The sequence below is a fragment of the Cellulomonas sp. Root485 genome, from assembly GCF_001426705.1.
GTDB lineage: Bacteria > Actinomycetota > Actinomycetes > Actinomycetales > Cellulomonadaceae > Cellulomonas.
Map to the genome: position 1 here is coordinate 1,436,389 of NZ_LMFC01000001.1, position 23,481 is coordinate 1,459,869.

Genomic DNA, 23,481 nt, shown 5'->3' on the forward strand with positions numbered 1-23,481 from the left:
GCCGTGCCCAGTGCTACATACCAGCCGGGTCCGTCCGCGCCGCCGTCCTACGGGGCGCCCGGGCAGCCGACCTCTTTCTCCCCGCAAGCACCGGGTACCACCTCCGTGGCCGGTGCGAGGACGTTCATGCCCGCAGCACCCGCGGCTGCCGCGCCTGCTCAGGTCCCGACGCCGCAGCCGCCGGCTGCGCCCAGCGAGCGTCCCGCCGCTCCGGCCCGCGACCGGGCGCAGCGCCGCGGGATGGGTCAGGAGCAGCAGGAGGGCGACCTCCCGATCGACGAGATCCTTACCGAGATGGTGCGTGTCGGCGCCTCCGACGTGCACCTCACCACGGGGACGACGCCGATGGTGCGCATCAACGGCTCGCTCAAGGCTCTCGACGGTTTCGGGCAGGTGATGCCCGAGGGGCTGCGTCGGACCCTGTACGCGTTCCTGACGCAGAAGCAGCGCGAGAAGTTCGAGGCGAACCTCGAGCTCGACCTGTCCTACTCCGTCCGGGGTCTGGCGCGGTTCCGCGTGAACATCTACCAGCAGCGCGAGTCGATCGGCGCCGCGTTCCGCGTGATCCCCTACGAGATCAAGCCGCTCGAGGCGCTCGGCGTCCCGGCCGTGGTCGGTACATTCGCCGGCCTCCCCCGAGGCCTCGTCCTGGTGACCGGTCCGACGGGCTCGGGCAAGTCGACGACGCTGGCCTCGATCGTCGACCTGGCCAACCGCACCCGCGAGGACCACATCATGACGGTCGAGGACCCGATCGAGTTCCTCCACCGGCACAAGAAGTGCGTGGTCAACCAGCGCGAGGTCGGGCAGGACACGCACTCGTTCCAGAGCGCCCTCAAGCATGTCCTGCGACAGGACCCCGACATCATCCTGGTCGGCGAGATGCGTGACCTCGAGACGATCTCGGTGGCCCTGACCGCCGCCGAGACAGGTCACCTGGTCTTCGCCACGCTGCACACCCAGGACGCCGCACAGACGATCGACCGCGTCATCGACGTCTTCCCCGCTCACCAGCAGGCACAGGTCCGCACGCAGCTGGCTGGCGCCATCCAGGGCGTCGTCTGCCAGACGCTGGCCAAGCGGTCGGACGCCCCGGGCCGCGCCGTGGCCACCGAGGTGCTCGTCGCGACCCCCGCCATCCGCAACCTGATCCGCGAGGGCAAGACCCACCAGATCTACTCCGCCATGCAGGCGGGTGCCAAGCAGGGCATGCACACCATGGACCAGCACCTCTCGGAGCTGGTCAAGACCGGCAAGATCAGCTACGAGACCGGACTGGAGAAGTGCCACCACGTGGAGGACTTCAACCGACTGACCGGCCGCTTCTCCGGCGGCTCGCAAGGCGCCGCCGGCATGGGTGACCAGGCAAGCATGGGTGGCGCCGCCTTCGGAAGCCAGGCCCACTGATGGCCGGCGGGTCGAAGACGTTCGAGTACGCCGTCCGGGACAAGGGCGGCAAGATCGTCAAGGGTCGCGTCGAGGCGGTGAACCAGGCAGCCGTTGCCAACCGGCTGCGGGAGATGGGTCTCGCGGCCGTGTCGATCTCCGAGGTCAGCACCGGCGGGATGAACGCCGAGATCAGCATCCCGGGCTTCGGCGGCAACAAGATCTCGCTCAAGGACCTGGCAATCATGTCCCGGCAGCTCTCGACCATGATCGACGCCGGGCTCTCGCTGCTGCGCGCGCTGACGATCCTTGCCGAGCAGACCGAGTCCAAGCCCTTGGCCAAGGTCGTCGCGCAGGTCCGCAACGACGTCGAGGTAGGCACGGCGTTCTCGACGGCGCTCGGGAAGCACGCCGACGTCTTCCCGCCGCTCATGATCAACATGGTGAAGGCGGGCGAGGTCGGCGGCTTCCTCGACCAGACCCTGATCTCGGTCGCCAACAACTTCGAGGCAGAGGTCAAGCTCCGCAACAAGATCAAGTCGGCGATGACCTACCCGGTCGTGGTCTTCATCATCGCGATCCTGGCAACTGCGGGAATGCTGCTCTTCATCGTCCCCGTCTTCGCGGAGATGTTCGCCAACATGGGCGGAAAGCTTCCGTTGCCTACGCAGATCCTCATGTGGATGTCGCAGGCCCTGAAGATCCTCATTCTTCCGATGATCATCGCCTTTGTCGCCTTCTCGGTCTGGTGGGGAAAGCACAAGAACGACCGCGGAATTCGTGAGCGAGTGGACCCGTGGAAGCTCAAGGTGCCCGTTTTCGGGCAGTTGTTCCAGAAGATTGCCGTTTCTCGCTTCACGCGCAACTTCGGCACGATGATCCATGCTGGCGTTCCGCTGCTGCAGGCGCTCGACATCGTCGGCGAGACGAGCGGAAACCTCGTGATCGAACGGGCCGCCAAGGCCGTCCAGGAGTCCGTGCGACGCGGAGAGTCACTGGCCGGGCCGTTGTCCCAGCACCCCGTCTTCCCTCCCATGGTGGTGCAGATGATGGCGGTCGGCGAGGACACCGGCGCCTTGGACACGATGCTGGCCAAGGTCGCCGACTTCTACGACGACGAGGTCGAGTCCACGACGGAGCAGCTCACCAGCCTCATCGAGCCGCTCATGATCGTCGTCATCGGCGCGATCGTCGGTGGCATGGTCATCGCGATGTACATGCCGATCTTCGGGGTCTTCGACCTCATCTCCTGACCTCAGCGCGACGCCGGGTGCCTGCTCGTCCGAGCAGGCACCCGGCGTCGTCTCGCGTCTCAGGGCAGTGGTTCCAGGCACCGGTCGGTGGGTGCGCTGCTCCGATCGAGCGAATTAACAACTGGATCGTCCAGGAGTTCAAGTCCCGAGCGATCCGAACCGATTCTCGATCTGCATGACTGAACCGGCATCACGCCGGACTGACAGTGACCACGATTCCCCCTCATGACCAGGGAGCACACAATGATCGCTCGCATTCAGAAGTCGATGAAGGAGAAGGACCAGGGCTTCACCCTGATCGAGCTCCTCGTCGTGATGATCATCATCGGTATCCTCGCGGCCATCGCGATCCCGGTGTTCCTCAACCAGCGCAAGAAGGCCGTCGACACGTCGGCCAAGGCTGACGTCTCGACCATCGGCAAGGAGGTCGCCACCTGGTACGTGGACGGCGACTCGGCCACGCAGGTCGCCGTCGGCGGCGGCAACGGCTCGGACTACACCGTGGCGGCGCAGTCGATCGGGAACTCCAGCCCCAAGCTCGGCGTCCCGACGATCTCCTTCACCGCTGCCGCCGGTGGCGACATGTCGACCACGTGGTGCGTCACGCTCCCGGTCGACGCCGGTGCGGGCACGCTCACGAACGTCTTCTACTCCGCGGCGAACGGTCTCTCGACGACCGCCTGCTGATTCCAGCACACGCCTGAGGCGTGGGGCGGGGGCACATGCCTCCGCCCCACGTCTTTGGGTTTGGTGCACCTGGTGGCAAGGCCAGCTGGCCCGCCACGCGGTGCCCGCACACGTACGACACCTGCGTTTCGCAGTTCCGCCGGAACTGCGCTCCGGTCGTCGATGGGGAACAGACGTGAGCAAGGGGTTCAGACAGCCCGCGCGGCGGGTCGACAGCGGCATGTCGCTGATCGAGGTCGTCATCGCGATGGTGGTCCTCGGCGCGATGTCGGTCGCCGTGATCGGCGTCATCATGAACACCCAGTCCCTCGGAGTGGCGAACCGCGCCCGGGTCGCTGCCTCGAACCTCGCTGCCCGTGACCTTGACATCGTGCGCGAGCAGTTCACCCGGTCACCGGCGTCGCCGATGGCCGTGGCCAACGCCGGTACGCAGGTCAACCCCAACCCGCTGCCCGGGCAGACCGCCGGACAGCCGATGGTCATGGACGGCAAGGCCTACACGCTGACGCGCACGGTCGCGTGGAACGTCACGGGGTCGGGTGCCTCCGCGTGCGACGGCGGGTCTCTCGTCCTGTACCCGACGCTCCGGGTCACGATCACCGTGACCTGGGCGGACATGGGCGCTGTGAAGCCGGTCGTCACGAACGCCTCCCTCGCCCCGAAGAAGGACGACGGCGTCCAGGGCACCGCGTCGTTCGTCGCCGTGAAGGTGACCGACGCGGCCGGTGCGGCGAGCCCCGGTCGTGGCGTGCAGGTCTGGTCGGCCTCCGAGACGAAGAACGGAGTGACTGACACGTCCGGGTGCGCGGTCATCCAGGTCAGCCCCGGCGCAGCAGGCGCGACGTACGACGCCAGGGTCACCGACGCCGGCTACGTCGACCTCAGCGCCACACCGACCCCGACCAAGTCCGTCGGCATGGTCGCGACTGGCCAGCTCGTCAACAACGTCACCTTCGCCTACGACCGAGCGGGCTCGGTCACGCTCCACCTCGTCGACGAGAGCGGCGCCCCGGTTCCGCCCAGCGCGGTCGTCGGTGGCCAGATCACGTTGGTCGCCTCGGAGTTCTCGGGGGCCAGCGGGGCCCGTACGGTGCCTGCGACGGCGTCGGACATCACGGTCACGGGGCTGTGGCCGACCCTCTACGGGGCCCACCCGGGGACGACGCCACCGGCCACCGGCTACACGACCACCCCACTGCCGGCCGGCGGCTCCGTGGACATCGATGTGGTGGTGACCCCGTGACGCCGCACCGCGCCGCGGACGATCGCGGTACCTCGATCACGGAGCTCCTGATCAGCATGATGCTCCTCGCGGTGGTCATCGCGACCACCGCGACGATGACCATCAGCTTCCAGCGCACGAACAGCCAGAACATCGCCCGGCAGGACCAGATCGACGTGGCTCGATCGGCGACCGAGCGGATCACCAAGACGATCAGGACGGCGATCAAGCCGAGCCAGCTGCCCGGGTGTACGGCAACGGCGTGCGATGTCGACGCGTTCATCTCGGCGAGCCAGACGAGCATGCAGTTCTACGCGAACCTGCAGAACGCCTCGAACCTCGTCGGTCCCCGACGCGTGACCTACTCGCTGGCGACCACCGGTCCCGACGCCGGAAAGCTTGTCGAGAAGGTCCAGGTGCCCGACTCGGCAACTCCCGGGGCCGCGGGGTACGTGTACTGCAACGCCGAGCTCGCGGGCGCTTCCGCCGCCTGTAAGGCGCGCCTGACCGTGCGGACGCTCGCGAAGGGGGTGCTGTCGTCCGGTTCGCAGCCCCTGTTCCGCTACTTCGGGACCACGGGCGCCGAGCTCCCGCTGACGCCAGGCGTGCCCCTGACCGCAGCCCAGATCGAGGAGGTCCTCTCGGTCGAGATCCTCGTCAAGGTCCAAAGCCCGAGCCCATCACGACCCAAGCCGACCACGTACATCCAACGCGTGCTCCTTCCCAACACCCAGGCCGTACTTCGCAACGATGTGGGGGCGACGCCATGAGGCGCCGACAGGTTCTCTTCTCGGCTCTGCGTCCGCACCGGCAGCCTGACGACGGTGCGGGGCTCGTGCTCGTGATCGGCTCGATGCTCATCCTCGCGATGCTGGCCGTGACTGCGCTGACCTACTCGATGAGCAGCCAGAAGTTCGCCCGGTACGACCAGGACTACGCCGCCGCCATGGCTGCGGCGCAGTCCGGCGTCGAGGACTTCATCAGCCGAATCAACCGCGACGACGCGTACGGCTACACCCCCGACTGCACCAACCCCGCCTGGAAAGGCAGCACCGGAACCAACCACTGCGGCTGGACGGCAACGACCGTGCCCGGGTGGTCGCCGGTCGTCCCGGGGGAGACCGGCCCGAAGGCGGCCTGGTTCCACTACTCGGTCGACAGCTCCGCGAGCGCCAGCGGTCAGTACAAGGTCGTGTCCACCGGTCGCGTGAACGACGTGTACCGCACGGTCGACGTGACGGTGGGCAAGGGCGGGTCCACCGACTACGTCTATTACACCGACTTCGAGTCCGCAGACCCTGCCAACGTGCAGGCCTACCCGACCAAGCCCGTGAAGACGATCTGCGGCGGCCTCGGCAACAGCCTCGCCAAGTACTGGTGGCAGGGGCGATCGACGACGTCGCCCGCATGCAACGAGATCCAGTTCATCGGTGGGGACGTGCTCGACGGGGAGGTCTTCACCAACGACACGATCCTCGCGAACGCGAACGGCAGCGGCGTCAAGCCGATGTTCACCAAGCAGGTCTGGACCGCGACGCCGTCGTGCGCGACCCCGGGCGCATCGAACTCGAACTGGGAGGACGCCTGCCTGCGTGCCGGAAGTGTCGCGAACTTCAACAGCGTGAAGCCGCAGTACCACAAGGCGCTCTACCTGCCCGACTCCTCGGCGGCGTTCGTCGACCACCCGGGATGCCACTACTTCGGCGCGACGAGGATCATCTTCAGCAACGACGGCTACATGCGTGTCTGGAACGCGAAGTCCGTGAACAACGACACGCCCCCGGTGGCGGTCCCGTTGCCCGGCGGCACGACGCCTGACTGCGGCACGGTTGCACAGCTCAACGCCACGACCGGCTTCAAGACGCTGGTCCCGACCGAGATGGTCGTCTACGTCGCGCCGTCGACGGCCGTGAAGCGCCAGTGCTACGCGGGTGAGATCGGGGGAGAGTCGGGGTCGGCCCTGCCCTTGGGCACGTTCTCCGCGTCCAAGGCGGCCGGGCCGACCTCTGGCTCGGACAAGTACAAGGCCGACGCCAACATGCTCGAGGCGACCAAGTACTGCAACGAGGGCAACCTCTACGCCGAAGGCATCGTCAAGGGGCGCGTGACGCTCGCGGCCGCGCAGTCGATCGTGGTGACCGGTGACCTCGTCCTCGCCGGTGGTGCGAACGGGCCCGACATGCTTGGCCTCGTCGCCACCAACGCCGTCGAGATATTCCACCCGCGGGTCGGGGATGTGAAGGCGACGTCGTCGACCCCACGGAAGTGGGAGACGGAGACGGAGAACGACGCCGAGGACTCGACCTGGCCGAAGCGCTACAAGGACCCGACCACCAACACCTTCGTACCGAGTGACGGGCTTCAGATCACGGGCTCGATCCAGACCTTGCAGCACTCGTTCCTCGTGCAGAAGTACGACGTCGGGGGAAGCGCCGGCAACTTGATGGTGTGGGGGTCGATCGCCCAGCGGTGGCGCGGGATCGTCGGCAGGGGCTCGAACGGGTACATCAAGAAGTACTCCTACGACCCGCGCCTGGTCTACTCGGCGCCGCCGTACTTCCCCAAGTGGGCAAATTCCAAGTACTCCGTCCGGTACAGCGGCGAGATCACCACGCCCACGACGTCGAAGCCGTGACCGGTGCAGCCGTTCGGAGGTCATCGTCCGCCGGGCTCAAGTTCGAGCCTGCACGTGCCGTAGCGCCCTTGGAGCTCGGGTTCGCAGCAACGCTCCCGCACCGTCGGTGTGCGTCGACGAGGGTGCCTGAAAGGGTGGGTCTGCAGTGAGAGAACGTCTTCGTGGACGGATCGCAGGAGCAGAGCGGGATCGTGGCTTCACGCTGATCGAGGTCATCGTGGCGATGTTCGTCACCGTCGCCGTGATGCTGTCCCTGTCGTACTCGGTGATCTCCAGCCTCAAGACGATCCAGCAGGCCCGGCAGCGCCAGACGGCCACCGCGCTCGCCACGCAGCAGCTGGAACGAGTGCGCGCGCTCCCGTACGACACGGTGACGCAGCCCAACGCGACGATGGGCATCAAGACCGGTCTCCAGTACGTCACCACCGTCAGTGGGGTGCCCCGGTTCACGCCGCCGGCGTCCCTCCTGCCGAGCGTGTCCGAGCCGATGGTCGTCAACACCATCTCCGGGCAGTGGACCGACGAGCTGGTCAACGGCGTCACCTACCGGGTGCAGACCTACGTCACGAAGGCCACGGCCACGACGTCGGGATCGCAGCCGTTCAACATCACCGCCGTCGTGCGGTGGAAGAGCACCGTCGTCCCCGCGGGTCGGGAGACCGCGCTGCGCTCGACGACCTTCTCTCCCGCGGGCTGTCTGTCCACGGCGACCAGCCCGTTCGCCGCCCCCTGCCAGGCGTACTTCACGGTGCGTGCGGGTGAGGCGTTGAGCGGCGTGACGGTCACGGACCCCCTCAACTCCTCTCTGCCGATGCTCGGACTGGACGCCTCGAAGCTCCAGCTCGACTTCGCGAGCACGTCGACGAACTTCCTCGTCGAGCAGACGGCCAACGGCACGGCGGGTGCCGCGACATCCGGTGCAGCCCGGGTCGATGCGAGCACGACGGAGACCGGTGGAGAGTCCGTCGGTGTCGCCGTCGACTCCGACCCGTCATCGGTGCCCGCGCAGGCGCTCAGCGGGAACACCCCGGCACACTCCGCGAGCACGCTCACGACCTCCGGCTCTGCCGGCAGCCTGAGCCTGCGACCGTCGACCGCCGACTCCGGATCGTCGCGCGCCGCGATCTTCGCCGACACGGCGACGTGCGTCGGGGCATCGGGCACTTCGTTGACGACCGGGCCTGCGTCGATGCTGCGGCCGTGCGCGTCGTCCACGCTCCAGGCCGCAGGGTCGGCGGCGGCGCTCACCTACACGTCGCCCAGCGGGTCCCCTGTGACCATCGCTTCGTTCGGCACGGGCGGCGCACCGTCGCGCGCGGTGGCGGCGATCCTCGGCTCGAACAACGTCGGAGCCTGTGCGGCCGGCGGCAACGTGGACTGTGGGCACGCCGCCTCGTCTCGCTCCATCGGGACGACCGGGTTCGCCAGCTCATCGTTCGTGAACGCGCCCGCGGCATTCACACCGGGGAACGGTCTGTGGTCCGTGAGCGGGCTGCAGGAGTTCGTCCGCGCGGAGGAGGGGTACGGCGCAGGGACGTGGAACTTCACCAGGGCCGGCACCCTGACCGTCTGGAACGGCACCGGCTACACCACGGTCGACCTCTCCGCCTACCAGACCCCGGCCACGGGGACCGTCACGGCATCGGACACGTTCGACATCCCGCTCACCACGGTCGACTATGCGGACGTCTCGATCGACTACGAGGGGACGGTGACTGTCCAGCGGCCGAAGGTCGTCCGCATCCCCGCGACGCGGACCGGCCCACTGGCGACGATCTGCAAGACCGACGCGTGCGAGACCTCGGTCGACGCGTCGGGATCCGTGACGTCGCAGGTGACGGTGACGATCCGCAGCGGTGCCACGGTGCTCACGTCCTTCGCCGTGGTCAGCGACCTCGGCGGCGTCACCGCCGACGCGACCTACAAGGCGGCCGCAAATGCGTGAGCTACGGAGCCGCCTGCGGGACGCCCGCAGGCGTGCGGGCGACGACTCGGGCATGACCCTCACCGAGCTCCTGGTCTCGATGATCGTCTTCTCGATGTCGATGGCCCTGATCATGGGCGCGGTGACCGTGGTCGTCGGCATCACCAAGGAGGCGCAGGGCGCGTCCGACGCGGTGTTCGCGACGCGCCAGGCCCTCGCGACGATCGATCGGCAGGTGCGGTCGGGCAACGTCCTGTTCAGCCCCGCCGACGAGGTCGCCTACATCTCGACCTGTCAGGACCTGGGCACGAACAAGGGCTCCTGCATGCGCATCTTCACCCAGTCCAACGGTGACGAGAAGTGCGTCCAGTGGCAGATGGCCCCGGACGGAGCAGGGAGCGGCCTGTACAAGCTCCAGATGCGCAGCTGGGAGACGACCTGGCAGACCGGCGGCTCGGTCACCGGCTGGGGTGTCGTCGCGCGTGGTCTGACGATGTCCGACGCTCCGTTCGAGCTCGACGTCGGCGCGGGGAACATCTACGGCGAGCGACTGCTCAAGGTGCACCTCGTCGCACGCAACGCGGACACCGGCCGGGACGTCGCGATCGACGCGTCCATCTCGGGCCGCAACACCAGCTACGGCTACACGGGGAGCCAGTGCACCCCGGTCCCGCCGGTATGACCCACACGGAAGGCGTGAAGACGATGATGCGCAGGCTTCTCCCGCGGCGTGACGAGGACGGTGTCGCGCTCGTCGCTGCGATGGCCGTCGTGATGCTTGTCGCCATGCTCATGGTGGTGACGGTGAAGATCGCGATGTCGGAGTCGACCGCGAGCGGACGTGACCGTCAGCGGTCCTCCGCCGTGTCCACGGCGGAGTCGAAGGTCGACACCCTCATGGCGCAGATCCAGTCGTCCGCCCCCAGCGCGCTGTCCTCCTTCTGCGGCACGCTGACCGGCACCGCCGACGTCGCGAGCGACGACTTCGCCACCGCGTCGACGGTCACCTACTACAAGCCGGACGGCGTCACCGAGGTGCCCTGCGCCTCGATCCCGACCACGCAGGTGGGCTACGCCAAGATCCGCACGTCGGCGACGTCGGACGCGCTCGACAACACGTCGGCGGCGAAGCGGTCGGTCGAGAGCCTCGTGAGCCTGACCCCGGCGTACGGCAACGACCTCGACAAGGCGATCTTCTCGAACTCGAACCTCACGATGTCGAACAAGACCGTGCTGACGAGCGCGTCGGGCACGCCCGACGCCGACATCTACACCAACGGTGACTTCTACTGCCGGAACAACCAGGAGTTCCACGGATCGATCTACGCGCAGGGCTCGGTGTTCCTCGAGTCGCAGTGCACCGTGTCGGTGGACGTCTGGGCCAAGGGCAAGGTGCAGATCACCAATCCGTCGGCGTCGATCGGCGGGCGCGTGCTGTCGTCGTCGAGCACGGTCAGCCTGGACAAGGCCGCGGTCGGTCAGCAGGCCCGTGCGGCCGGCGTGGTCACAGGGCAGGTGTGCGGAACGGCGGGCAAGTGCTTCTCCAACGTCGCCGTCGACGCCCCGCCCACGGTGGCCTTCCCAGAGTTGATCTGGGACGCGGCCACGCAGGCGCAGTGGGCCGCTCACGGCTACACCAACGTCGTCACCTTCCCCCAGGGCATGTACACCTGCGGCCTGTACGGCGGCACGACCAAGGTCACCGGCCCCGACGGACACCCGGTCAGCCTCAACGGAAAGGCCGACGGCGTCGGCATGTGGCTCTACGAGAACTCGTGGAAGCTGAGCGGTCCGACGATCGTCATCAACACCTGCCCGACGAGCAAGATCATCCTGCAGGGTGTCGGGATCCTGATGAACGACAACATCGTCCTGCTGTCCCGGGCCGGCATCCAGTTCACCAACAACTCGCAGATCAAGTCGGTGACCGGCACGGCGACCGCCGCCGACCCGAACCTGCTGTACTTCATCCAGCCCGCCAAGTACTACGGCGCGACCACAACCTGCTCGGGCGAGGGCATCTCGCTCGACAACCAGGTCTCGGTGGACAGCACGGTGAACACCCTGCTCTACTCGCCGTGCGCGATCCGCAAGGCGAACCAGTCGACGATCGTTGGCCAGGTCTACTCGGGCTCGACCCTCTCGGTCGACAACCAGCTCGACATGGCATACGTGCCCCTGCCCGTCTGGGGCGGGATCGCGTCGCAGGCGTCTATCGACTCCTACTCGATCCAGATCCTCTACAAGCGCGAGTCCGCATGACGGCCGCCGGAACGGGAGCGATGACGAGGTGACCGCAGTGTCCGACGACCTCCTGGCTGTGTTCCTCATCCTCGGGGTCGGTGTTATCGGCTTGCTCATCGGGTCGTTCCTGAACGTCGTCGTCTGGCGGGTGCCGCGCGGTGAATCCGTGGTGCACCCGCCGAGCGCGTGCCCCCGGTGCGGGCATTCCATCCGGTCGCGCGACAACCTGCCGGTGCTGTCGTGGCTGCTGCTGCGCGGCCGGTGCCGCGACTGCGCCGCCCCCATCTCGCCGCGCTACCCGCTCGTCGAGCTGGGGACGGGTGTCCTGTTCGCGCTGACGGCGTGGTTCGCCGGCCCGACCTGGATCCTGCCCGCGTTGCTCTACCTCGCGGCGATCTCGGTCGCGCTCGCGCTCATCGACATCGACACCAAGCGGCTGCCCAACGCGATCGTGCTGCCCGCGTACCCGGTGTCGCTCGCCCTCCTGACCCTCGCCGCCTGGAATCCCGGGGGGACGCCCGACTGGTCGGCGCTGCTGCGCGTGGTCATCGGTGGTGCGGCGCTGTACGCCGTCTACTTCGTGGCGGTCGTCGTGTACCCGGCAGGTATGGGCTTCGGGGACGTGAAGCTCGCTGGCGTGCTCGGCATGTACCTCGGTTGGTACGGCTGGGGTGCGCTCTTCGTGGGCTGGTTCGCCGCCTTCCTGCTGGGCGGGCTCTTCTCCGTCGCTCTGCTGCTCCTGGGCCGCGCCGGCCGCAAGTCCGGGATCCCTTTCGGTCCGTGGATGCTGCTGGGCGCCGCTGTCGGCATCGTCGCCGGTCAGCCGTTGTGGGACTGGTACCTCGGCGCTCTGTGAGCCGAGATTGCCCCGAGCGATTGCGGCACAAGGCCTCAAGTCGCACCCCGCGCCGCCCGATAGGACGAGTGAACTCAATCGGCCGGTCGGAAGGACTCTCGTGGGTACCACACGCGTTATCGGGCTGGACATCGGCTCGTCGTGCGTCCGGGCTGCGGAGCTCGAGTTCGGGAGCGGCGGCCCGACGGGCAAGACGCCCCCGACGCTCGTGCGCTTCGGCCAGGTCGCCCTGCCGCTCGGTGCGGTCCGGGACGGCGAGGTCGTGCAGCCGGAGACGGTCTCGAGCGCGCTGCGGCAGCTCTGGGCCCAGGCCAAGTTCGAGTCCAAGGACGTCGTCATCGGCGTCGGCAACCAGCGCGTCGTCGTGCGTGAGCTCGACCTGCCGTGGATGCCGCTCGCCCAGCTCAAGGCGTCCCTGCCGTTCCAGGTGAGCGAGCTGCTCCCGATGTCGACCGACGACGCCCTGCTCGACTACTTCCCGACGTCCGAGTTCGACGGGCCCCAGGGCCGCACGGTCAACGGGATGCTCGTGGCGGCGCAGCGCGACACGGTCAACGCGAACGTGATCGCGGTCGAGGGAGCGGGGCTCCGGCCTCGCATGGTCGACCTGAACGCGTTCGCTCTCACGCGCGCCCTGGCCCGCGGCGAGCTCGCGCGGTCGACGGCGGCTTTCGTCGACATCGGCGCGACGATCACGACCGTCGTCATCTCCGCCCAGGGATCTCCCCGCCTCGTGCGGTCGCTCCCCAGTGGCGGCCAGAACGTCACGGCGGCCGTCGCCAGCGCGCTCGGCATCGCCGGGGCAGAGGCTGAGGCGGTCAAGCGCGAGGTCGGCATCGGTTACGCCGTCGGACCCGAGCGGGCCGACGCGGCCGAGGCCATCAGCACGGTCGTGCGCGCTCTCGTCGAGTCGGTGCGCAACACCTTCGTCTACTACTCGAGCAACAACCCGGGCGCGGGGATCGACGTCTGCGTCCTCACCGGCGGCGGGTCGCACCTCCCGGGCCTCGGGCAGTACCTGTCGAGCGCGAGCCGCCTGCCGGTCACCCTCGGTGACCCGCTCGCCGGCCTGCGTTCCGCGAAGACCGTGCAGCGCGACGCGCTGAACGGGCACGAGTCGTTCATCGCCCTCCCCGTCGGGCTGGCCTACGGAGTTGCCGCATGACCACGCTTCTGGAACGACCGAAGGGCCGGTCGAGTGCCGGCACCGCACTGAGCGGGACGCTCCCGCAGGTCAACCTGCTCCCACCCGAGGTCTACGCGGCGCGTGGCTTGCGGAGGACGAAGCGGTGGCTGGGCATCAGCTTGATCGTCACCGTCGTCGTGTGCATCGGCGCGTTCGGGCTCGCGCTCGTCTCTGGTGCGCAGGCAGCCGTGGAGCTCGCCGAGGCCCAGGCCGAGACCACGCGTCTCCAGCAGGAGCAGGCCAAGTACGCGGAGGTGCCGGTGGTGCTCGACGCGCTCGCCAACGCCACGCGTGCCCGGGAGATCGGCATGTCGACCGACGTGCAGTGGAAGCCCTACGTGGACGCTCTCACGGCCGTCCTGCCCGCCAACGTCAGCTTCGACACCTTGACGATGTCGATCGCCACGCCGACGACCGGCGCTCCGGCTCCGATCGACCCCCTGCAGAAGCCGAGCGTCGGGCAGATCCAGTTCACCGCCCGGACCACGACTGTGCCGGACACCTCCGCATGGATCGACTCGCTGAACTCCGTCCCCGGCTTCAGCGACGCCTGGGCGACGTCCGTGTCGGTCACCGAGGACGAGTCCGGCATCTACTACACCGTGGCCGGGACGGTCCAGGTGACGGACGCTGCGTACTCGCACCGGTTCGACGCCACACAGGGAGAGGGCTGACATGGCCGGCGCGAAGAAGAGCACGTGGGTCGGCGGGACTGTCTTCATCGGTCTCGTGATCGCCGCGGCGACGTGGTTCCTGGCGATCTCGCCGACGATGTCGGCGGCAGCCGAGTTGCGTGACCAGGCGGCGCAGACCACGGCCCAGAACGACATGCTGGAAGTGCAGGTCGCCAAGCTCAAGGCCGACTTCGAGAAGCTCCCCGAGTACCAGGCGCAGCTGGCGGCCCTGCAGCAGCAGATCCCCACGAGCGCGATGCTCTCGGACTACCTGCGTCAGATCGACCAGATCGCTACCGCGCATGCGGTGACGGTCACGACGATCGCGCCGTCCTCTCCGTTGACTGTCGTCGTCGCGGCGCCGGTCGCCGTGGCCGCGACGCCCGAGCCCGAGGCGACGGCTTCCCCGGAGGCGACCGAAGGAGCTGACGCCGCCGAGGGTGCGGCGGAGGGGACCGAGGCCGCACCCGCCCCGGCACCCGTCTCCGGGGCGCCCGTGGGCTTCACGTCGATCCCGTTCGCGATCACGGTCGTCGGCTCATACGACAACACCAACGCGTTCCTGTACGACCTGCAGAACGTCACGCGACTCTTCCTCGTCAGTGGCTTCACGGGGACGGCGCAGGAAGAGGCGGCTGCAACCGGTGGCAAGCCCGCGACCGTTGTGGGTGACCAGGAGCTCGTCATCAACGGCTTCACCTACGTGCTGCCGGACGCGTTCGGGATTCCTGCCCCCGTCGACCCCAACGCCGCTCCGCCGGCGCTCCCGGGTGCGGTTCCGGGCAAGAACCCGCTGGTGCCGATCACCGGTCGCTGACCGACTCGCACCACGGTCCACCCTCCGGGCGTCAGCCCGGAGGGTGGACCTCGTCATGGGAGGATCCGTCCATGCTGCGTTGGTTGACGTCCGGTGAGTCCCATGGTCCGGCGCTCGTCGGCATCCTCGAGGGCCTGCCGGCCGACGTCGAGGTGCAGACCTCGGACATCCAGGAGGCGCTGGCCCGTCGGCGCCTCGGCTACGGCCGGGGTGCGCGCATGAAGTTCGAGCAGGACGAGGTCCGTCTCCTGGGCGGCGTGCGGCACGGGCGCACCCAGGGTGGCCCGGTCGCGATCGAGATCGGCAACACGGAGTGGCCCAAGTGGGTCGACGTGATGTCGTCGGACCCCGTCCAGGACCCCGACGTGCTGCTGCGGGCGCGCAACGCCCCCCTCACGCGTCCCCGTCCCGGGCACGCCGACCTCGTGGGCATGCGCAAGTACGCCTTCGACGACGCCCGGCCCGTGCTGGAGCGCGCGAGCGCCCGCGAGACGGCCACCCGGGTGGCGCTCGGGACGGTCGCGGCTCGGTTCCTGGAGCAGGCGGCCGGGGTCCGGCTCGTCTCGCACGTGGTGAGCATCGGTCCCGTCGCGAGCCCCGAGGACGCCGGGATCCCGACGCCCGACGACACCGCGGCGCTCGACGCCGACCCGGTGCGCTGCTTCGACGCGGCCACGTCGGCTGCGATGGTCGCGGAGATCGACCAGTGCCACAAGGACGGCGACACGCTCGGCGGCGTCGTCGAGGTGCTCGCGTACGGGCTGCCCTCCGGGCTCGGGTCGTACGTCCACTCGGACCGTCGGCTGGACGGGCTGCTCGCGGCCGCCCTCATGGGCATCCAGGCCATCAAGGGTGTCGAGGTGGGCGACGGCTTCCGGACCGCCGCCCGGCGCGGGTCGCAGGCGCACGACGAGATCGAGCGGGACGGCTCCGGCCGGATCGTGCGACGGACCAACCGCGCGGGCGGGCTCGAGGGCGGGATGACCAACGGCGAGATCCTGCGCGTGCGCGCGGCGATGAAGCCGATCTCCACCGTGCCCCGGGCGCTCGACACCGTCGACACCGCGACCGGCGAGGCCACCAAGGCGCAGCACCAGCGGTCGGACGTCTGCGCCGTGCCCCCCGCCGCGGTCGTGGCGGAGGCGATGGTCGCGCTGGTGCTGGCCGACGCGCTGCTCGCCAAGACCGGCGGGGACTCGGTGGGCGAGGTCCGTCGCAACCTGCAGGCGTACGTCGCGTCGATCCCGGACCTGCTCGCGTGAGCGCGACGCCCGGCCCGAACATCGTCCTGGTCGGCCCTCCCGGCTCCGGCAAGTCGACCGTGGCGCTCGCGCTGGGGGAGCGCTGGCAGCTGGCGGTGCGGGACACCGACGCCGACATCGAGGCCACCGCCGGCAAGGCGATCACCGAGATCTTCGTCGAGGACGGTGAGCCCGTGTTCCGGGCGCTGGAGCGCGACGCGGTCCGGGTCGCCCTGGAGGAGCACGACGGCGTGCTCGCGCTGGGTGGGGGAGCGGTCCTCGACGAGTCCACGCAGGAGCTTCTCGCGGCCTACACCTCGGACGGCGGCACGATCGTGTTCCTCGACGTGTCCCTCGCGCACGCCGCCCCGCGCGTCGGGTTCAACCAGGCGCGGCCGCTGCTGCTCGGCAACCCGCGCGCGCAGTGGCAGGCGCTGATGGAGGCCCGTCGGCCCGTGTACGAGCGCCTGGCCACCGTGCGGGTGCTCACCGACGGACACCGGCCGGCCGACGTGGCCGAGCTGATCGAGCAGGAGCTCGCGGTCCTGCGCCGCGGCGAAGGGAACCCGTCATGACCGACACCCGCACCGTCCGCGTCCACGGGGACCAGCCGTACGACGTCGTCATCGGCAGGAACCTGCTCGCCGCTCTGCCCGACCTGCTCGGTCCCGACGTGCGGCGCGTGCTCGTCGTGCACCCCTCCGCACTGGCGACGACAGCCGACGCCGTCCGCGAGGACCTGCGTGCGCACGGGTACGAGGCGTTCATCGCCGAGGTCCCGGACGCGGAGGAGGCCAAGACCGCCCAGGTCGCCGCGTTCCTGTGGCAGGTCCTCGGCCAGGCGGACTTCACACGCACCGACGCCGTCGTCGCCGTCGGCGGTGGTGCGACGACCGACCTCGGCGGGTTCGTCGCCGCGACCTGGCTCCGCGGGATCCGCGTGGTGCAGGTGCCGACGACGCTGCTGGCGATGGTCGACGCGGCCGTCGGCGGCAAGACCGGGATCAACACGGCCGAGGGCAAGAACCTGGTCGGCGCCTTCCACCCTCCGGCGGGGGTGCTCTGCGACCTCGCGGCGCTGGAGTCGATGTCGAAGCACGACTTCGTCGCGGGTCTCGCCGAGGTGGTCAAGTGCGGGTTCATCGCCGACCCGCGGATCCTCGAGCTGGTCGAGGCGAACACCGCGGTGCTGACCGACCCCGTCGCGGCGGCGTCGTCGCCCGTGCTGCTGGAGCTCGTCGAGCGGGCGGTCGCCGTGAAGGCACGGGTCGTGGGGGAGGACCTGCGCGAGGGCGGGCTGCGCGAGATCCTCAACTACGGGCACACGTTCGCCCACGCGATCGAGCACGTCGAACGGTTCCAGTGGCGGCACGGTGCAGCCGTGTCCGTCGGCATGGTCTACGTCGCGGAGCTCGCGCGCCTGGCCGGGCGGCTGTCCGACGAGGTCGTCGACCGCCACCGCTCGATCCTCACGTCGTTGGGCCTTCCGGTCACGTACCGCGGCGACCGCTGGGACCGCCTCCTGGCGGCCATGCGCCGGGACAAGAAGACGCGCGGTGACCTCCTGCGCTTCGTCGTGCTGGAGGACATCGGCAAGCCCGTCCGGCTCGAAGGTCCCGACCCGACGCTGCTCGCCGCGGCCTACGCGGAGCTCGCCGAGGGAGCTCCGGCCCCGTCGCGTGCGATCTCCCTCTGACCAGCACAGCCGTCACCTAGGCTTCCCGACATGACGCGCGTGCTGGTGCTCAACGGTCCCAACCTGGGTCGGCTGGGGGTGCGCGAGCCCGAGGTGTACGGCTCGGCCACGCACGCCGACCTGGTCGCCGCGGTCGACGGCTGGGCGGCCGAGCTGGGTCTCGACGTCGAGGTCCGCCAGACGGACGACGAGTCCGTCCTGGTCGGGTGGCTGCACGAGGCGGTGGACTCCCGCGCCCACGTCGCCCTGAACCCGGCCGCGTTCACGCACTACTCCTACGCGCTGCGCGACGCCGCGGCACAGGTGACGCACGCAGGGCTCGTCCTGGTCGAGGTGCACCTGTCCAACCCGTACGCGCGGGAGTCGTTCCGGCACGTGTCGGTCATCGGGCCGATCGCCACCGGCACGATCGCCGGTTTCGGTGTCCACGGATACCGACTCGCGCTGGAGGCGGTCGCCGCTCGCGCATGACGGCGGCGATCTCGTCGCACGGTACGATGGTCGGCGGTCTGCGGCCGTGGAGACTGCGGACGCCCCCCGAGGGCGCGACTCCAGCGGACCGCACAAGAACTCACTCGACAGGAAGCGACGATCGTGGCGACCACCAACGACCTCAAGAACGGCACCGTGCTGAAGATCGACGGCCAGCTGTGGACCGTCATCGAGTTCCAGCACGTCAAGCCCGGCAAGGGTGGCGCGTTCGTCCGCACCAAGCTGAAGAACGTCCTGTCCGGCAAGGTCGTCGACCGGACGTTCAACGCCGGCCTGAAGGTCGAGACGGCGAACGTCGACAAGCGCGACATGCAGTACCTGTACAAGGACGGCACGGACTTCGTGTTCATGGACACGGACAACTACGACCAGATCCACATCTCGGAGGTCACGGTCGGCGACGTCGCCAACTTCCTCCTGGAGAACCAGAGCGCGATGGTCGCGACGAACGAGGGCGTGCCGCTCTACGTCGAGCTGCCGCCGTCGGTGATCCTCGAGGTCACCTACACCGAGCCGGGCCTGCAGGGCGACCGCTCGTCCGCCGGCACCAAGCCCGCGACGCTGGAGACCGGCTACGAGATCCAGGTCCCGCTGTTCCTCGAGTCCAACACGAAGGTCAAGGTGGACACCCGGGACGGGAGCTACCTCGGCCGTGTGAACGACTGAGGTGGGCGCTCGTTCCAAGGCCCGCAAGCGGGCCCTCGACGTCCTCTTCGAGGCGGACCAGCGGGGGATCGACCCGGTGGGTCTGCTCGCGGACCGGATCGCGGAGCCGGGCACCGAGGCGTCGTTGCCGCAGTACTCCGTCGACCTGGTCGAAGGGGTGATCGCCGAGCAGGACCGCATCGACGAGCTGCTCGCGACGCACGCCCACGGCTGGACCATCGACCGCATGCCCGCCGTCGACCGCGCCCTGCTGCGCCTCGGTACGTGGGAGATCCTCTTCAACGACGACGTGCCCGACGCCGTCGCGGTGGACGAGGCCGTCGAGCTCGCGCGGTCGTTGTCCACGGACGAGTCCCCGCAGTTCGTCAACGGGCTGCTCGGACGCATCGTCGACCTGAAGCCGACCCTGCTCGCCTGACGTCCCGACGACGCCCGCGCACTGCCATCCGGTGCGCGGGTGTCGTTGCGTCCGGGCACGGGCGGATGGTCCTTTTCGCGCCTCCAGCGGCCGTCCGGGTGATGGTCCGTGCAAGGGCAGGAGCGAAGATGCAGGTCGGCGACGCGGTGCGGATGAAACGCCGGTTGCAAGTTGCTGCAAGACGTTGCGTTCAGGTCTGGCGCACCCCTAGCGTCAGCCGCGACGGTCCGAGGACGGGTCGTCGCCCGCCGACCTCCCGGAGCGCCCGATGCACCGTCGCATCCGTCCCCTCGCCCTCGTCGCCCTGCTCCTGCCCCTCGCCGCCTGCACCGCGGCCGCGCCGGAGGCCGCCCTCGAGCCGACCCCGGAGATCACCGTCTGGGCGGATGAGTCACGGACCGCGGCACTGGAGCTGCTGGGAGAGCAGTACACGGCCGAGACCGGGGTCGCGGTCCACGTCGTCGGCCGGGACAACGAGACGATCCGGGACGAGTACACCCAGGCCGTCGACCGCCGTACGGGACCGGACGTCCTCATCGGTGCCCACGACTGGCTGGGGCAGCTCGTCGCCGCGGGCACGGTCCTGGCGGTCGACCTCCCGGATCCGGCGGCGTTCGTGCCGGTGGCGGTCGAGGCCATGGCGTACGACCACGTCACGTACGGCGTCCCGCTGTCGACCGAGAACGTGGCCCTCGTGCGCAACGACGCCCTCGCCTCCAGCACGCCGCCCGACTTCGACGGCCTGATCGCCCAGGGCGAGGACCTGGTCCGCCGTGGCGTCGCCCAGTACCCCGTCCTGCTGCAGCAGACCGAGGCGTCGAGCGACCCGTACCACCTGTACCCGCTGCAGACCTCGTTCGGTGCGCCGGTGTTCGCGACCAACGAGGACGGCTCCTACTCGGACCAGCTGGCCCTCGGGGGCGACGCCGGGCACGCGTACGCGGACTATCTCGCGGCGTTGGGGGACAAGGGCGTGCTCAGCCCGGCGGTCACCGCAGACGTCGCCAAGGCGGCGTTCCTGGCGGGTCAGTCGCCGTACATCGTCACCGGCCCGTGGAACACGGGGGAGTTCGTGGACGCGGGTCTGCAGATCAGCGTGCTCCCGGTGCCACCCGCCGGCCCGCTGCCGTCGCAGCCGTTCGTGGGAGTCCAGGGGGCCTTCGTCAACAGTGGGAGCCTGCACGCGGTCGACGCCACCGACTTCGTGACCCGGTTCCTCACGACCGCCGAGGCGCAGGTCACCCTCTACCAGGAGAGCGGTCGCGCACCGGCGCTGCGAGCGGCCGTCGAGCAGATCACCGACGACGCCGTCGTCCGGGGCTTCTCGGCCGCCGGGGCGGACGGCGCGCCGATGCCGTCCCTGCCGGAGATGTCCGTCGTCTGGACGTTCTGGGGCGGCTCGGAACACCTCGTCATCTCCCGCGCCGGCGAACCGCACCAGCTCTGGGATGACATGGTGTCGACCATCTCGACGGCCATCACCCCGGAGGCTCTCGAGCAGTAGCCCGCAGACTCGCCTCTCCGAACGCCAGCCGCGATCCGTCGCCGCTGGCGTTTCGGCGTCTGCACCTCGATGGGGCCAGGCACGATCACGCTCGCTCCGGGTGTCAGCGCGGTCGACCCCAAGGCCTCCACGGAACCGGTCGGTCATGCACTCGCCGACGAGCAGCCGAGCGATGACCGGGCGCGACTGGCCGTCCACCACAGGACCTCGACGCGGCCACCGGCCGCCTGGGGCCCACGGGGCCGCCGACGCCTGGAGCTGCGAGCGGCGGGCCGACCGTCAGCCGCGTCGCCGGACCGTCGCCAGCCGCGATCCGTCGCGGCTGGCGTTCGGCGTCGGTACGCCGATCGCCCGCAGGGTCCGGTTCCGCTCCGCCACGATCGCAGTCGCGCCGGTCGCCGGCCGGGGGCCGCGGACGGGGAGGTTCGGAGCGGCCCGGCCGAGGAAGTTGCCCTGCACCCGGGTCACCCCCATCTCGGCGAGCGCGGTCAGCTGGTGGGGCGTCTCGACGCCCTCGGCGACGACCGCCAGACCGTGGGTGCTCGCCAGCGCGACGATCGCCCGCACGACGCCTCGACCGCGCTCCGTGCCCATGTCCCGCACGAACGACCGGTCGATCTTGAGCTCGTCGACGGGGAGACGGGCGATGCGGGCCAGCGAGCTGTAGCCGGTCCCGAAGTCGTCGACGGCGATCCGGGCACCACGGGCCCGCAGCTCGGAGAGCACGGGGACCGCCGACGACGTCTGGACCAGAGCGCTCTCGGTGATCTCCAGCGTGAGGTGCTCCCAGAAGGCGTCGCCCCAGGCGGTCTCGATCTGCTCGAGCGCGTCCGGCTCGGCCAGCTGCCGGGCGGCGATGTTCACCGAGACGGGCATCTGGAAGCGCTCGAGGGCACGACGGGCCTGCCGGAGGACCTCGAGCCCGATGGGCACGATGAGCCCGGACTCCTCGGCCAGCTCGAGCCAGTCGGCCGGCAGGATGAGTTGCCCGTGGTGGTCCCACCGTGCGAGGGCCTCCACCTGGACGATCTCCAGGGTCTCCGCGTCGACGATCGGTTGGAAGTACGCCGTGAAGTGCCCGTCGGCGACGGCGGCCTCGAGCGCGGCACGCTGGTGCCGCTCGGCCTCGACCCGCCGCCGCAGCGCACGGTCGAAGACGCGGAACCCGGACCGGGAGCGCTTGGCCTCGAGCATCGCGGTGTCGGCGTGCCGCACCAGCGCGTCGGCGTCGACGACGTCGCCGGGCAGCCAGGTGGCGACGCCGACCGTGAGGCGTGCGGGTCGGCTGCCGCCGTTGCGGTCGGTGAACCCCTCCCGGATGGACCGGGCGATGACGACGAGGTCGACGTCCTGAGGTGCCCGGGCGAGCACGATGACGAACTCGTCGCCACCGACGCGTCCCACGTAGGAGTCGTGCTCGGGGAGCGCGTTGCGCAGGTAGTCGGAGACCCGGACGAGGAGCGCGTCGCCGTGGGCGTGCCCGAACGAGTCGTTGACCCGCTTGAAGCCGTCGAGGTCGCAGTAGATGAGCGAGACGCGGGTGCGCTCGACGTTCGCCCGCTCGAGCATCGCCAGGAGGTGCTCCTCGACCGCACGCCGGTTGGGCAGGCGGGTCAGGGGGTCGGCGAAGGCGGTGACGTGGAGCCGCTCGCTGAGCTGGTAGCGCTCGGCCGCCGCGGACACGATCTGCGCCAGGTCGATCAGGAACGTCCGGGCCTGCGCGGGGTGCTCGACCTTGTCGGAGGAGAAGAGCTCGGTGACGAAGCGGTCGCGGGCGATCGGACGCAGCGACCCCTCGATGCTCGGGTCTCCCAGGATGGTGCGTGCCTCGTCGCGGGCCGTGAGCAGGAGCCCGTCCGCGTCCTTGACGAACCAGGCCGCGTTGGCCAGGCGGGCCAGGGCGTCGCGCATCCGGTTCTGCCGGGCGGCGGCGTCCTGCGCGTCCCGGAGCCGGTACAGCGCGAGCACCTCGATGCCCACGGCCAGCGGGATGGCCCACAGCGCCCCGAGCATGGGGCCCAGGGTGTGGTCCTGGACGACGACGCTCGCGGTGAAGATCGCGAGCGACTCGCCGCCGGCGACGACCAGGAGCGAGCCGAACCCGGTCAGCTGGGTCCGCCCGACGGCCACGACGACGTACGACACGACCACCGCGGTCGGGATGAGCAGGAGGGCGGCGGCGAGGACGTCGGCGTCGGCGAGGTAGTCGTCGAGCGGGACCCACCACAGGCCGGCGCGCACGAGGAAGAGGGCGATCGACGCCCAGAGCCAGTACCGGATCTTCGGTCCGCCCGCGATCGCCCGCGTGGTGGGGATCGCCATGACGAGGAACGCCGCGACGAGCTGGGCGTGGACGAAGACGAGCACGTCGCGCACGGAGCCCGGCGTGGTCAGGGCGAACAGGCCGCCTGCCAGCAGGATGAGCGACATGACGAGGGACCACGCGAGCGACCACGCGGCGCTGGCGGGTCGGACCTCGCCGCGCCACCACACCCACTGGAGCGCGCAGAATCCGGCGACCAACCCTGCAGCGAGAAGCTGCAGCACGGTGACCCACGCGGGAACGGTTCCGAGCACGAG

The 23,481-nt window shown here is 69.7% G+C and carries 21 protein-coding genes; 20 read left to right on the forward strand and 1 reads right to left on the reverse strand.

Annotation, left to right across the window (positions count from 1 at the left end):
- The first annotated feature begins 126 nt into the window (after window positions 1–126).
- From ASD16_RS06535 to ASD16_RS06630, 20 genes are all read left to right on the forward strand, one after another.
- On the forward strand, window positions 127–1,407 hold the full coding sequence (locus tag ASD16_RS06535) for a type IV pilus twitching motility protein PilT (protein ID WP_235523133.1): 1,281 nt from the start codon (window positions 127–129) through the stop codon (window positions 1,405–1,407).
- On the forward strand, window positions 1,407–2,639 hold the full coding sequence (locus ASD16_RS06540; protein ID WP_055914382.1) for a type II secretion system F family protein: 1,233 nt from the start codon (window positions 1,407–1,409) through the stop codon (window positions 2,637–2,639). Before ASD16_RS06535 ends, ASD16_RS06540 begins: the two co-directional genes overlap by 1 nt.
- A 243-nt stretch (window positions 2,640–2,882) precedes the next feature.
- A complete protein-coding gene (locus ASD16_RS06545) occupies window positions 2,883–3,326 on the forward strand; it encodes a type II secretion system protein (RefSeq protein WP_055914384.1) in 444 nt (147 codons plus the stop codon).
- Window positions 3,327–3,501: 175 nt separating this feature from the next.
- Window positions 3,502–4,569 (forward strand): prepilin-type N-terminal cleavage/methylation domain-containing protein, encoded by a 1,068-nt coding sequence (locus ASD16_RS06550; protein WP_235523134.1) that lies wholly within the window; start codon window positions 3,502–3,504, stop codon window positions 4,567–4,569.
- A complete protein-coding gene (locus tag ASD16_RS06555; RefSeq protein ID WP_235523135.1) occupies window positions 4,566–5,318 on the forward strand; it encodes a PilW family protein in 753 nt (250 codons plus the stop codon). The genes ASD16_RS06550 and ASD16_RS06555 overlap by 4 nt, the downstream gene beginning before the upstream one ends.
- Complete coding sequence (locus tag ASD16_RS06560; protein ID WP_055914390.1) at window positions 5,315–7,183, forward strand: hypothetical protein; 1,869 nt, start codon at window positions 5,315–5,317, stop codon at window positions 7,181–7,183. Before ASD16_RS06555 ends, ASD16_RS06560 begins: the two co-directional genes overlap by 4 nt.
- A 145-nt stretch (window positions 7,184–7,328) precedes the next feature.
- On the forward strand, window positions 7,329–9,128 hold the full coding sequence (locus ASD16_RS06565) for a prepilin-type N-terminal cleavage/methylation domain-containing protein (RefSeq protein WP_082570624.1): 1,800 nt from the start codon (window positions 7,329–7,331) through the stop codon (window positions 9,126–9,128).
- Window positions 9,121–9,789 (forward strand): type II secretion system protein J, encoded by a 669-nt coding sequence (locus ASD16_RS06570; protein WP_055914396.1) that lies wholly within the window; start codon window positions 9,121–9,123, stop codon window positions 9,787–9,789. The genes ASD16_RS06565 and ASD16_RS06570 overlap by 8 nt, the downstream gene beginning before the upstream one ends.
- On the forward strand, window positions 9,786–11,369 hold the full coding sequence (locus ASD16_RS06575; protein WP_055914397.1) for a hypothetical protein: 1,584 nt from the start codon (window positions 9,786–9,788) through the stop codon (window positions 11,367–11,369). Before ASD16_RS06570 ends, ASD16_RS06575 begins: the two co-directional genes overlap by 4 nt.
- A gap of 37 nt (window positions 11,370–11,406) precedes the next feature.
- On the forward strand, window positions 11,407–12,207 hold the full coding sequence (locus tag ASD16_RS06580) for an A24 family peptidase (RefSeq protein ID WP_055914400.1): 801 nt from the start codon (window positions 11,407–11,409) through the stop codon (window positions 12,205–12,207).
- 100 nt (window positions 12,208–12,307) lie between these two features.
- Complete coding sequence (gene pilM, locus ASD16_RS06585; RefSeq protein WP_055914403.1) at window positions 12,308–13,372, forward strand: type IV pilus assembly protein PilM; 1,065 nt, start codon at window positions 12,308–12,310, stop codon at window positions 13,370–13,372.
- A complete protein-coding gene (locus tag ASD16_RS06590) occupies window positions 13,369–14,067 on the forward strand; it encodes a PilN domain-containing protein (protein WP_055914405.1) in 699 nt (232 codons plus the stop codon). The genes pilM and ASD16_RS06590 overlap by 4 nt, the downstream gene beginning before the upstream one ends.
- A gap of 1 nt (window position 14,068) precedes the next feature.
- Window positions 14,069–14,884, forward strand: coding sequence for a hypothetical protein (locus ASD16_RS06595; RefSeq protein ID WP_055914409.1), 816 nt, complete (start codon window positions 14,069–14,071; stop codon window positions 14,882–14,884).
- A gap of 71 nt (window positions 14,885–14,955) precedes the next feature.
- A complete protein-coding gene (gene aroC, locus ASD16_RS06600; RefSeq protein WP_055914411.1) occupies window positions 14,956–16,146 on the forward strand; it encodes a chorismate synthase in 1,191 nt (396 codons plus the stop codon).
- Entirely contained in the window at window positions 16,143–16,700 is a 558-nt protein-coding gene (locus ASD16_RS06605; RefSeq protein ID WP_055914414.1) for a shikimate kinase, read from the forward strand. The genes aroC and ASD16_RS06605 overlap by 4 nt, the downstream gene beginning before the upstream one ends.
- Complete coding sequence (aroB, locus tag ASD16_RS06610) at window positions 16,697–17,821, forward strand: 3-dehydroquinate synthase (RefSeq protein WP_055914416.1); 1,125 nt, start codon at window positions 16,697–16,699, stop codon at window positions 17,819–17,821. Before ASD16_RS06605 ends, aroB begins: the two co-directional genes overlap by 4 nt.
- 30 nt (window positions 17,822–17,851) lie before the next feature.
- Complete coding sequence (locus tag ASD16_RS06615; RefSeq protein ID WP_055914419.1) at window positions 17,852–18,292, forward strand: type II 3-dehydroquinate dehydratase; 441 nt, start codon at window positions 17,852–17,854, stop codon at window positions 18,290–18,292.
- A 123-nt stretch (window positions 18,293–18,415) separates the two neighbouring features.
- Complete coding sequence (gene efp, locus ASD16_RS06620; protein ID WP_055914422.1) at window positions 18,416–18,979, forward strand: elongation factor P; 564 nt, start codon at window positions 18,416–18,418, stop codon at window positions 18,977–18,979.
- A 1-nt stretch (window position 18,980) separates the two neighbouring features.
- Window positions 18,981–19,397 carry a transcription antitermination factor NusB gene (gene nusB, locus ASD16_RS06625; protein WP_055914424.1) on the forward strand — a complete coding sequence of 139 codons (417 nt, stop codon included), beginning with the start codon at window positions 18,981–18,983 and terminating at the stop codon, window positions 19,395–19,397.
- 268 nt (window positions 19,398–19,665) lie between these two features.
- The gene (locus ASD16_RS06630) at window positions 19,666–20,901 is read left to right on the forward strand and encodes a maltose ABC transporter substrate-binding protein (protein WP_055914427.1); all 1,236 of its coding nucleotides are present in this window, start codon (window positions 19,666–19,668) and stop codon (window positions 20,899–20,901) included.
- Window positions 20,902–21,180: 279 nt separating this feature from the next.
- Here ASD16_RS06630 and ASD16_RS06635 read toward each other — a convergent pair whose 3' ends face one another.
- Window positions 21,181–23,478 (reverse strand): bifunctional diguanylate cyclase/phosphodiesterase, encoded by a 2,298-nt coding sequence (locus tag ASD16_RS06635; RefSeq protein WP_055914430.1) that lies wholly within the window; start codon window positions 23,476–23,478, stop codon window positions 21,181–21,183.
- Between the last annotated feature and the right edge of the window lie 3 nt (window positions 23,479–23,481).

Bases quoted from the DNA above. Each gene is read 5' to 3' on its own strand.
- ASD16_RS06575 (WP_055914397.1), top strand. From the start codon at position 9,786: ATGACCCACACGGAAGGCGTGAAGACGATGATGCGCAGGCTTCTCCCG.
- ASD16_RS06535 (WP_235523133.1), top strand. From the start codon at position 127: ATGCCCGCAGCACCCGCGGCTGCCGCGCCTGCTCAGGTCCCGACGCCG.
- ASD16_RS06545 (WP_055914384.1), top strand. From the start codon at position 2,883: ATGATCGCTCGCATTCAGAAGTCGATGAAGGAGAAGGACCAGGGCTTC.
- ASD16_RS06590 (WP_055914405.1), top strand. From the start codon at position 13,369: ATGACCACGCTTCTGGAACGACCGAAGGGCCGGTCGAGTGCCGGCACC.
- aroC (WP_055914411.1), top strand. From the start codon at position 14,956: ATGCTGCGTTGGTTGACGTCCGGTGAGTCCCATGGTCCGGCGCTCGTC.
- ASD16_RS06615 (WP_055914419.1), top strand. From the start codon at position 17,852: ATGACGCGCGTGCTGGTGCTCAACGGTCCCAACCTGGGTCGGCTGGGG.
- aroB (WP_055914416.1), top strand. From the start codon at position 16,697: ATGACCGACACCCGCACCGTCCGCGTCCACGGGGACCAGCCGTACGAC.
- ASD16_RS06570 (WP_055914396.1), top strand. From the start codon at position 9,121: ATGCGTGAGCTACGGAGCCGCCTGCGGGACGCCCGCAGGCGTGCGGGC.
- ASD16_RS06560 (WP_055914390.1), top strand. From the start codon at position 5,315: ATGAGGCGCCGACAGGTTCTCTTCTCGGCTCTGCGTCCGCACCGGCAG.
- ASD16_RS06630 (WP_055914427.1), top strand. From the start codon at position 19,666: ATGCACCGTCGCATCCGTCCCCTCGCCCTCGTCGCCCTGCTCCTGCCC.
- ASD16_RS06540 (WP_055914382.1), top strand. From the start codon at position 1,407: ATGGCCGGCGGGTCGAAGACGTTCGAGTACGCCGTCCGGGACAAGGGC.
- ASD16_RS06595 (WP_055914409.1), top strand. From the start codon at position 14,069: ATGGCCGGCGCGAAGAAGAGCACGTGGGTCGGCGGGACTGTCTTCATC.